General features: G+C 67.1%; 12 protein-coding genes. 4 read left to right on the top strand and 8 right to left on the bottom strand.

What is annotated here, in order from left to right:
- Positions 1–117: 117 nt before the first annotated feature.
- The 3 genes from RKE40_RS18645 to RKE40_RS18635 form a co-directional block, all read right to left on the bottom strand.
- Entirely contained in the window at positions 118–750 is a 633-nt protein-coding gene (locus tag RKE40_RS18645) for a transglutaminase-like cysteine peptidase (RefSeq protein WP_316019727.1), read from the bottom strand.
- 387 nt (positions 751–1137) lie between these two features.
- Positions 1138–1752, bottom strand: a complete 615-nt coding sequence (locus tag RKE40_RS18640; protein ID WP_316019726.1) for a PilZ domain-containing protein — start codon at positions 1750–1752, stop codon at positions 1138–1140.
- A gap of 65 nt (positions 1753–1817) precedes the next feature.
- Positions 1818–2390 (bottom strand): PAS domain-containing protein, encoded by a 573-nt coding sequence (locus RKE40_RS18635; protein ID WP_316019725.1) that lies wholly within the window; start codon positions 2388–2390, stop codon positions 1818–1820.
- 390 nt (positions 2391–2780) lie between these two features.
- Here RKE40_RS18635 and RKE40_RS18630 point away from each other — a divergent pair, with 390 nt between their 5' ends.
- Both RKE40_RS18630 and RKE40_RS18625 read left to right on the top strand, forming a co-directional pair.
- Positions 2781–3602 carry a rhomboid family intramembrane serine protease gene (locus tag RKE40_RS18630; RefSeq protein ID WP_316019724.1) on the top strand — a complete coding sequence of 274 codons (822 nt, stop codon included), beginning with the start codon at positions 2781–2783 and terminating at the stop codon, positions 3600–3602.
- A 184-nt stretch (positions 3603–3786) separates the two neighbouring features.
- On the top strand, positions 3787–4218 hold the full coding sequence (locus RKE40_RS18625) for a CBS domain-containing protein (protein WP_316019723.1): 432 nt from the start codon (positions 3787–3789) through the stop codon (positions 4216–4218).
- A 116-nt stretch (positions 4219–4334) separates the two neighbouring features.
- Here RKE40_RS18625 and RKE40_RS18620 read toward each other — a convergent pair whose 3' ends face one another.
- The 3 genes from RKE40_RS18620 to folE all read right to left on the bottom strand — a co-directional run bounded on the left by RKE40_RS18620 (position 4335) and on the right by folE (position 6688).
- Positions 4335–5297: a patatin-like phospholipase family protein gene (locus tag RKE40_RS18620; RefSeq protein ID WP_316019722.1), complete on the bottom strand. Its 963-nt coding sequence runs from the start codon at positions 5295–5297 to the stop codon at positions 4335–4337.
- A 195-nt stretch (positions 5298–5492) separates the two neighbouring features.
- Positions 5493–5897 (bottom strand): phosphoribosyl-AMP cyclohydrolase, encoded by a 405-nt coding sequence (hisI, locus tag RKE40_RS18615; protein WP_316019721.1) that lies wholly within the window; start codon positions 5895–5897, stop codon positions 5493–5495.
- A 149-nt stretch (positions 5898–6046) separates the two neighbouring features.
- Entirely contained in the window at positions 6047–6688 is a 642-nt protein-coding gene (gene folE / locus RKE40_RS18610) for a GTP cyclohydrolase I FolE (protein ID WP_316019720.1), read from the bottom strand.
- 162 nt (positions 6689–6850) lie between these two features.
- On the opposite strand from folE, the gene RKE40_RS18605 reads away from it, so the two are divergent.
- A complete protein-coding gene (locus RKE40_RS18605) occupies positions 6851–7300 on the top strand; it encodes an iron-sulfur cluster assembly scaffold protein (RefSeq protein WP_316019719.1) in 450 nt (149 codons plus the stop codon).
- Between the two features lie 5 nt (positions 7301–7305).
- On the opposite strand, the gene RKE40_RS18600 is transcribed toward RKE40_RS18605, so the two are convergent.
- Positions 7306–8037 carry a phosphatase PAP2 family protein gene (locus tag RKE40_RS18600; RefSeq protein ID WP_316019718.1) on the bottom strand — a complete coding sequence of 244 codons (732 nt, stop codon included), beginning with the start codon at positions 8035–8037 and terminating at the stop codon, positions 7306–7308.
- A 103-nt stretch (positions 8038–8140) separates the two neighbouring features.
- On the opposite strand from RKE40_RS18600, the gene yidD reads away from it, so the two are divergent.
- Entirely contained in the window at positions 8141–8479 is a 339-nt protein-coding gene (gene yidD, locus RKE40_RS18595; RefSeq protein ID WP_316019717.1) for a membrane protein insertion efficiency factor YidD, read from the top strand.
- Here yidD and RKE40_RS18590 read toward each other — a convergent pair.
- Positions 8461–8703, bottom strand: coding sequence for a cysteine rich repeat-containing protein (locus tag RKE40_RS18590; RefSeq protein ID WP_316019716.1), 243 nt, complete (start codon positions 8701–8703; stop codon positions 8461–8463). The two genes, yidD and RKE40_RS18590, sit on opposite strands and share 19 nt — an antisense overlap.
- Between the last annotated feature and the right edge of the window lie 63 nt (positions 8704–8766).

Genomic DNA, 8766 nt, shown 5'->3' with positions numbered 1-8766 from the left:
GGACGTGACCGGGCCGCGCCATCTTTCCGGCGGGGCCGGCGCCTCGAACGGGCCGCCGCCGCCGTCTTTCTCGACCTCGCCGGACCCTGGTCCCCGTCCGGCGCGGTTTGGTTCAGTTCAGCGCAGCGACGCCACGGTCGGCGTCGACAGGCCGCCAAGCGAAGTCCAGCCGACACGGGCCTGGGATTCGCGCTTCACATAGGTGTAGCCGGTCTGGCTCCAGGGCAGGATCGCGTTGCGCTTGTTGTCGAGGATCAGGTCGCCGCGGTCGGTGCGGATCATCAGCACGGCGTGGCCGGCATTGTCCTCGTCGATCACCACGGTGACGCGCATGGCCCGGCGCGGAACGCCGGCCTCGGCGAGGCGCTTGCGCTTCAGGAGCACGTAATCCTCGCAGTCACCCTTGCCGTCGGTCGGGATGTCCCAGCGATCGACGACGCCCCAGTGATCCTGGTCGGTGACCGCCTCGATCTCGCGGTTGGCCTTGAGATTGGTCGCGACGATCGTCTTCCAGAGCTTCGGCGTCAGCTCGACCGTATCGTCTTCCTGGGTGTTCACGGCGCATTCCGAGGGGGTGCGCTTGCAGAAATCCGTCCAGGCGTAAGGCGCCCTCGCATCGCCATTGGCGATGATCGGCGCGCTGGCGACCGGCAGCCCGGCGCTCTGCGACTGGGCCTGCGCCGCCGTCGCCGCCAATCCGATGGCAGCGGCGATCAGGCAGCTGCGATATCCCCGAACCTTCGAAAGCATGTCGTCCCCTTTCCTGTCCCGGGGATGACTTTGACTTGCGGCCATAGAGATCGCTTGAAGTGAAAGCGAGCAATTTTATCTAAATCGGCTTTTCTTCTGGCGGCGGATTTCAGTACAAACCAAGTATAAAATTCATTGTAATAATTTTGAGCGCTCGTGCAAGGATTTGTTAACCAGCCGCGGGAGGTCGGCGGCGCGAGGCCGGCACGGCGGAGGCGGTCGAGATCTCAGGGGCAGAGGCGAGGCCGCGAGCCGTCGACCTCCGGAGTGCCGTCCGGCGACGTCGCGTGCGTGGATCGCAAAACGTCCTGCCGGACGCGGCTTGGCGATCCGATGTTCTCTCGGTGGCGGGATCCGGAGCGATGCGGCCCTGCGGGCCGCGGCCGATCAGAGCTCGAGATTCTCGTCGAGCAGGTCGGCGGAGAGCGGCATGCGGAATTCGGCGGCGTAGCCGCCGTCGAAGCGCCGGACGATCTTGGCGGCCGTGTTGCCGAGGCGCACGGGTGCCCCCATGGTGAACTGATGGTCGGAGGCGAAGGCTGCGCCGGAGAGCGAGAAGTCGATCACGCGCACGGAGTGCTCGGTGCCGTCCTCCAACGTCACGACGCAGCGCGGATTGCGCGGCACGACGCGTTCATGGCGACGATCCTCGGGCAGGCCGAGCTCGTCGCGGTTGGCGAGCCAGGTCAGCTGCGCGGTAAATTTCTCGCGCTTGCGGCTCGTCGCGGTGATCGTCATGGCGAAGCCGTCCGGGGTATTGCGGACAGCGTGGCCCTCAATGCGGCCGAGATGCTCAAGATAGATGATGACGCGGTCGCCGGTCGCCGGCTTGGCCGGAGCGGTGACGTGCAGGCCGCCAGGGGAGATGTCCGTGGTCTGGCAGGGATACTCCATGCGGTTCGGCAGCATGTAGCGGCCGAGCAGCACGACCTTCATACGCTGATGACGCCTGCGTTCGACAGGCGCCGCCGCTCTCCTCTGATTGTTCGGCGCGGTCAGCATGAGGGATTCCGGTTCTTAACCGGAGTTACCCTAGAGGGTCGCTGGTTAAGAGTTGGTTAGCCTTTTCAGGCACGCCCGCCGGGCAGCAGCATCAGTTTCGGCCGCCTGTCGGCAATAGGCGCCTCGACATGGCGGGGCGACGGGGTGCCCGGCCAGATCATCCTCAGCGAGATCATCCGCATCGAATCCAGCGTGTCGAGGCCGAGCCATTCCGGCGTCACCGCCGGGGAGAGGGCGCCGAGCACGCGGGCATGGGTGCGGCCGCGATAGCGCAGCGGCAGCAGCAGCAGTTCAAGATGCACGCTCGCGCCGCCGATGGTCTCGGCAGAGAGGCCGGCGACCGCCCCTGCGGTCTCGTCCATCACGGTCTGGACCAGGCGGCGCATCTCGCCCTGGGTCTCGACATCGGGCCAGAGCGCAGCGAAGGCCCGGCCACGCTGCTCGCGCCCGAACAGGGCACAGAGCCTTGTGCCGGCGAGCCGGAAGACCGGACCGATCGGCTCGTTCTCCAGAACGAAGGTATCCGCCAGCGCGTGGCGCAGGGCGCCGGGCTCGATCTCGCCGCGCTCCGGGGCGTTACGCTCGCCGCGCAACTCGTCCCAATAGTTAAAAACCAGGCGGGTGCTCGGGTTCTTCATAGCATTGTCCAGTCGGGTCCTGCGTCCTCCGATTTGTGCGGGTTACGTCCCAAATCGGGGCGCATCCGTACGAATCAGAGACGTTTGAGTCCTTGGCTGAGCGAGGGACGCAGAGTGCGTGCCGTCTGGCCATCGTAGCGTGGCGAGATTGGCCGGTGGGGGTCTGTTAGGGTTAATAAAGCGTTAGGATTGTGGATAACCGTGTAAAATGCGATCTATCTTGCATGCGGAATTCGCCGTCGCGCGCTGCGTGTCGGCATCCGGCTGACGGGGTGGCGTGGGGACGCGACCGGCCAGGGGGCAGGAAAGGGGAGGGCTCGCGCTCTCCCCTTTTCCTTTGCCGACCTTTCCGATTGCCTGGAGCCCGCGCTTGAGCCAGTGAAGGGCCCGATGTCCGTGAACCCAGACGACCGTCTTCGGCCCCCTCCGAGCGAGCCCATCCTCAACCTGCCGGCTGCCGTGGTCTGGCTGATCGCGGCGCTCGTGCTGGTGCAGGGCGCACGCGAACTGCTCAGCGCTTATGACGACTTCGTCGTGATGTCCTGGCTCGCCTTCGTACCGGCGCGGCTGACATTGTGGCTCTCGCCGGAGCGTCTCGACGAACTCGCCCAGTCACTCGGCCCCGCCGGCAGCGTCGAGTTCGGCCAGCGCCTGCAACTGGTGCGGCTGCTGCTCGCCGATGGCGGCGCGCATCTGTGGACCCTGCTGACCTACGGGCTGCTCCATGGCTCCTGGCTGCACCTGATCTCGAACGTCGTCTGGCTCGCCGCCTTCGGCAGCCCGGTGGCGCGCCGGCTCGGCACCGGCCGCTTCCTCAACCTGATCGCGCTTTCGACCATCGCCGGCGCGCTGCTGCACTGGTGGTCGCGCGAGCTCGACGTGCTGCCGCTGGTCGGCATCTCGGCCGGCGTCTCCGGGGCGACGGCGGCGGCGATCCGCTTCGTCTTCTCGCCCGGCGTGCATTTCGGCGGGCTCGGCCATGACGAGGCGGTGCGGGCGATCCCGGCCGAGCCGCTCGGCAGCCTGTGGCGCAATTCGCGGGCACTCCTGTTCATCGTGATCTGGTTCGTCACCAACATCCTGTTCGGTGCCGGGCTGGTGCCGATCCTCGGCGAGGAGACAAGCATCGCCTGGGAGGCGCATATCGGCGGCTTCGTGGCCGGATTGCTGCTCTTCCCCTTGCTCGACCGCGGGCCTGTTCGCCGACGCTGAGTCCTGCAACCCCTGCGAGTATGCGCAGGACCGCCTTGCCGTCGCCGCAGAGTTCGCTCACATTCGAACCGATCCAGCGTAGCGCCGGATCGCAGATGGGGGCGACCTGTCGGCTGGCGGCGTTGCAGTGGTTCCAGTGGCCTGTGCGCGCCCTTTGTGGCGCCTATCGTCGGAGGAATACTCGATGAACGTCGCTCACATCCTCGGAAACAAGGGTCACGAAGTCGTCTCGCTCCAGCCTCATCGCACGCTGGGCGAAGCTGCCGGCACGCTTGCCGAAAAGCGCATCGGCGCCGTGGTGGTGACCGGGGCCGATGGCAGCCTGCTCGGCATCCTCTCCGAGCGCGACATCATCCGGGCGATCGGGGCCAGCGGCGCCGAGGCGCTGGCGAGCCCGGTCTCGCGCGCCATGACGGCCAAGGTGGTGACCTGCCGGCGCGAGACCAGCATCGACGAGCTGATGGAGATCATGACGTCGGGCCGCTTCCGGCATGTGCCGGTGATGGAGGAGGGGCGCGTCGCCGGGATCGTCTCGATAGGCGACGTCGTCAAGCACCGGGTGGCCGAGATCGAGGCCGAGAGCAAGGCGATGCGCGACTATATCGCGATGGCCTGAGGGGCGTGGCTCCCCTTCTGATCGAAGGCTCCTGATCGCTGCCGCCGTGGGTCGTCCCGGATCTCCGCTTCGCTGCGTCCGGGATGACAGTGAGACAGCGCCTCGGCTGTGAAGCCTCAGGAAAGCGGCACCCGGTTCGCCGCGATCACGGCGGCGATCTCGTCGAGCGCGCGCTCGGTCGCCTGGCGCCCGAGCGTGATCGCCTCCTCGGCGCGGTGGAAGTCGAACAGGCCGACGCGGCCGAGCTTGGGACCGATCATCACATCGGGCGGGTCGCCGGCGAGGCGCGAGCGCGAGATCCGGTCCTGGGTGATGTTGAAGGCGTCGATCATCACGCCGGCCAGACCGGGCTGGTCGTTGTTGCGGCCGACGAAGCCGCGCACCCGTTCCTTCATGCCGCCGAACCAGCCGGAGACCGGCGGCGGCTGCTCGGGATCGAAGGTCTCCGGGTCCGGGTCGGCACCATGCGACTGGATCACGGTGCCGCGCCCGCCCATGTCGGTGTTGAGATTGACGCAGAGCACGACATCGGCGCCGAGCGCGCGCGCCGCCGAGACCGGCACGGGATTGACCAGCGCGCCGTCCATCAGCCAGCGGCCGCCGAGCTTGACCGGGTCGAACACGCCGGGAAGCGCATAGGAGGCACGCAGGGCGTCGACCAGCGAGCCGCGCGTCAGCCAGATCTCGTGGCCGGTGCCGAGCTCCGTCGCGATGGCCGCGAATTTCTGCGGGAGATCGGCGATCTGGATTCCGGAGAGATCGCGCTCGAGGAGCCGCTTCAGCCTGCCGCCGCCGATCAGGCCGGCGCCGCCGATATGGAAATCCATCAGGCCGACGACGCGCCTTTTGGTCAGGCCGAGGGCGAATTCGGTGAGCTCATCGAGCTTGCCGGCGGAAAAGCAGCCGCCGACGACCGCGCCGATCGAGGTGCCGGCGATCACATCCGGCGCGTATCCGGCTTCAGCGAGTGCCCCGATCACGCCGATATGGGCCCAGCCGCGCGCCGCGCCGCCGCCGAGCGCCAGCCCGATCCGCGGCCGGCCATAGCGCAGCCCGGGTTCGATGGTGAGATCGTTCATCGCAGCTCCACCGCCGCCCAAACCGAAAGCACGCCTGGCGATGTTCTCCAGTATCATCGGCACGGTCCTCCGTGGAGGTTCCAGAATCGTGCCAGCCGATGAGCGCAAGGTGAACGGCGCCGAAGATCACAGCGGCTATCGCCCGCTTTTGAAATAAATATGAAAGCTTGGTTTAAGGATTGCCAATACCCAGCCTCAGGCGAAGGTCAGGGGCGCGCCGGCTTCATGGCGCAGCGGCACCGAGCGATAGAAGCAGCTGCGCCGGTGGGTGTGGCAGCAGCCGCCGTCGCCGCCGACATTGACCTTGATCCAGAGCGCGTCCTGATCGCAGTCGACGCGCATCTCGACGATGGTCTGGACCTGGCCCGAGGTGTCGCCCTTGTGCCAGAGCTCGCCGCGCGAGCGCGACCAGTACCAGGCCTCGCCGGTCTCGATGCTGCGCTTCAGCGACTCGGCATTCATATGCGCGACCATCAGCAACTCGCCGGTCTTCGCATCGGTCGCGATGCAGGTGACGAGGCCGTCGCGGTCGAATTTCGGCGCGAGCACGGCGCCTTCCTCGATCTCCCGCTTGTCGGAAAGGCTGGGGTAGGCGGTCATGCTGGGTTCCTGGGTGGGCTGGCTCTGTCGCGGTCGTCGTCATTCCGGGCGAGCCGCGCAGCGGCGGCGATCCGGAAGCCATCGAAGGGTGGCGGCACTCTACGATGGATTCCGGGACTGCGCTGCGCTTGCCCGGAATGACGGAGTGGTCAAAGTCCGGGCGATTTCACCATGGTGAAGAAACGTACCTGTTCGGCGGCGTCGCGGAAGCGGCCGGTATACTGCGTCGTCAGCGTCGAGGAGCCCTGCTTCTGCACGCCGCGCATCGACATGCACATGTGCTCGGCCTCGACGAGAACGGCGACGCCATGCGGCTTCAGCGACGTCTCGATCGCATGGGCGATCTGAGCGGTCATCGTCTCCTGAGTCTGAAGGCGCCTTGCGAAGACATCGACCACGCGGGCGAGCTTCGACAGGCCGACGACGCCGCCATTCGGGTAGTAGCCGATATGGACCTTGCCGACGAAGGGCACCATGTGGTGCTCGCAATGCGAATGGAACGGGATGTCGCGGACCAGGACCATGTCCTGGTAGCCGTCGACTTCCTCGAAGACCCGGTCGAGAATCGCGCCGGCATCCTCCTGATAGCCGCGGTAGAGCTCGCGATAGGCCTTGGCGACGCGGGCCGGGGTCTCGAGCAGCCCTTCCCGCGACGGATCGTCGCCCGCCCAGAGAATCAGGGTGCGGACCGCATCCTCCGCCTGGGCCTGCGTCGGCTGCTTGATGATGAACTTGCCTGCGGAGGGGCTGATCGCCCGCTCTACGGACAAGGACTTAACCACATTGTCCATGTGGAGCCTCCCGTTACGGTTTTGCCGGCCTGCTCATGCGGGCCGGCGTGACAGACAAGTTCGCCCTGCTCGTCCAATAGATCGGACGCCCTCCCGGAAAGAGCGCCGGCACTCTATATTGGGTGCGAAAGCCGGCAACTCCAGACCCGGCCGGGGCGGCCGATGCTGAACGAAGTCTATAACAAGCGCATCCTGGAATTGGCAGGAAACATTCCGCTGCTCGAGCGGCTCCCGGAACCGGACGCGACCGCGACGGCGCATTCGCGCCTGTGCGGCTCGACGGTGACCGTCGATCTCACCATGGCCGGCGACGTCGTCACCGGCTTCGGTCACGATGTGCGCGCCTGCGCGCTCGGGCAGGCCTCATCCTCGATCATGGCCCGGCATGTCGTCGGCTCGACGGCGGCGGAGCTGCGCGAGATTCGCGAGCGGGCGAGGGCGATCCTGAAGGAGAATGCCGAGCCACCGGACGGCAAATGGGGTGACCTTGCCGTGCTGGTGCCGGTGCGCGAGTTCAAGGCCCGCCATGCCTCGACCATGCTGACCTTCGACGCCGTGGTCGACGCGATCGGCCAGATCGAGGCGAAGCGGCGCGAGATGGCGGCGGGTTGAGCCGGCTATTTCAGGCCGAAGGCGAGGCGGATCTCCGGCAGCGTCTCATTGTAGCGCACGCGGAAGGTCGGGTCGGCGAGCAGGGCCTTGCCGACGACGCGGCCGATCTTGTCGCCGGCCTCGAGGTCGCTGCGGAAATGGAAGCCGCAGACGAGCCGGCTCTCATTGTAGGATTTGACCCGCGCCTCGAACTTGTCGGCGAGCTCCGGCACCGCTTCCGAGAGGAGGGTCGCATAGAGGGCGGCGGTCGCGGCATGAGCCGAGGGGAAGGAGGTGCCGCTCGGGCGCCCGCCCGGGCAGGGCTTGATCCGGACCTTGCTCCACATCAGGAAGGGGCGGGTGCGGTTGGTCAGGCGGTTGACGCTCTTCAGGAGGATGCTGAGCTCGATCTGCGCCTCGCGCATCAGGAGCCGCACCTCGCGGTGGGTGTTCTCGACATAGGCGTGGTCGATTCCGTTCAGGAAGGCCGACAGCGTCTGGTACTGGTCGGCGATCGCCGCCTTCTCGCGCTCCGGCGTGCGGGCGCCGGAGATCGCCTGGACCTCTTCGAACTCGGCCTTGGCTTCGGGGCTGTTCTGGCCCGGCGGCAGGCCGATCACCTTGGCGACGTCGATTTTGGCGGCGTCGAGCCAGATCAGGTAAGGTCGCTGCTGGGCTTGCGCCGGTGCGGCCGCGGCCAGGGCAAGCATCAGCCCGGAGAGGGCGAGGGTGTTTGCGAAGGAGCGAGCGCGCATCATGACCACTATTACGGAAGGCGGAATCGGGTGACGGTGAAGCCGCTTGAGGCAAGCCATGTCATACTTGCCTAAACATGCTGAAAAAAGCCTTTCCTGGCGACGCATGATCGCGCTGGCTCCGAGGCGGGGTGCGCATCTGCTGATCCGGGGCTACCAGCTGAGCCTTTCCATGCTGGTCGGGCGGGGCTGCCGGCACTGGCCGAGCTGCTCGAGCTATACCGATGAGGCGATCCAGCGCCACGGGCTCTGGGCCGGCGGCTGGGTCGGCTTTGCGCGGATTTGCCGCTGCACGCCGCTCGGCACCTCCGGCATCGACCTGGTCTGCGAGGAACTGCCGCCCCAGGGCGCCTGGTACAAGCCCTGGGTCTATGGCCGCTGGCGCGGAGTGAATGCGCCACCGGTCGAAGCCGCCGAAGACGGCGATCAGTTGGAGCGCCGCTGAGTCTTTGCGATCTGCAGCGTCGCCACGCAGTCGGCGGAGAAGGTGGCCTGCTTTTCCTTGAAGCAGGCGGCGAGGCGGCCGCCGCCCGGCTGGATGCCCTGGCAGTGCTTCTGGAAATCGGCGGCACAGGCGTCCCGTATCGCCTTGCGGGCCGGGGTCTGGGCGAAGGCCGAGCTCGGCGCCAGCATGGCGAGGGCGAGAAGCAGGACGAGACTACGGGGCATGGCGCGGGTTCCGGTTTGGCGGGGCCGCGATGCTGGGCGAGCCTGCTTTGCCGCGACCTGACC

Source organism: Allobosea rubneri, assembly GCF_032464875.1.
GTDB lineage: Bacteria > Pseudomonadota > Alphaproteobacteria > Rhizobiales > Beijerinckiaceae > Allobosea > Allobosea rubneri.
The sequence above is the reverse complement of the archived record's forward strand: the minus strand, read 5'-3'. Positions and strand labels throughout refer to the sequence as shown.

Bases quoted from the DNA above. Each gene is read 5' to 3' on its own strand.
- RKE40_RS18640 (WP_316019726.1), bottom strand. From the start codon at position 1,752: ATGCTGACCGCGCCGAACAATCAGAGGAGAGCGGCGGCGCCTGTCGAA.
- RKE40_RS18635 (WP_316019725.1), bottom strand. From the start codon at position 2,390: ATGAAGAACCCGAGCACCCGCCTGGTTTTTAACTATTGGGACGAGTTG.
- folE (WP_316019720.1), bottom strand. From the start codon at position 6,688: ATGGACAATGTGGTTAAGTCCTTGTCCGTAGAGCGGGCGATCAGCCCC.
- RKE40_RS18590 (WP_316019716.1), bottom strand. From the start codon at position 8,703: ATGCCCCGTAGTCTCGTCCTGCTTCTCGCCCTCGCCATGCTGGCGCCG.
- RKE40_RS18630 (WP_316019724.1), top strand. From the start codon at position 2,781: ATGTCCGTGAACCCAGACGACCGTCTTCGGCCCCCTCCGAGCGAGCCC.
- yidD (WP_316019717.1), top strand. From the start codon at position 8,141: ATGATCGCGCTGGCTCCGAGGCGGGGTGCGCATCTGCTGATCCGGGGC.
- RKE40_RS18645 (WP_316019727.1), bottom strand. From the start codon at position 750: ATGCTTTCGAAGGTTCGGGGATATCGCAGCTGCCTGATCGCCGCTGCC.
- RKE40_RS18620 (WP_316019722.1), bottom strand. From the start codon at position 5,297: ATGAACGATCTCACCATCGAACCCGGGCTGCGCTATGGCCGGCCGCGG.
- RKE40_RS18625 (WP_316019723.1), top strand. From the start codon at position 3,787: ATGAACGTCGCTCACATCCTCGGAAACAAGGGTCACGAAGTCGTCTCG.
- RKE40_RS18600 (WP_316019718.1), bottom strand. From the start codon at position 8,037: ATGATGCGCGCTCGCTCCTTCGCAAACACCCTCGCCCTCTCCGGGCTG.
- hisI (WP_316019721.1), bottom strand. From the start codon at position 5,897: ATGACCGCCTACCCCAGCCTTTCCGACAAGCGGGAGATCGAGGAAGGC.
- RKE40_RS18605 (WP_316019719.1), top strand. From the start codon at position 6,851: ATGCTGAACGAAGTCTATAACAAGCGCATCCTGGAATTGGCAGGAAAC.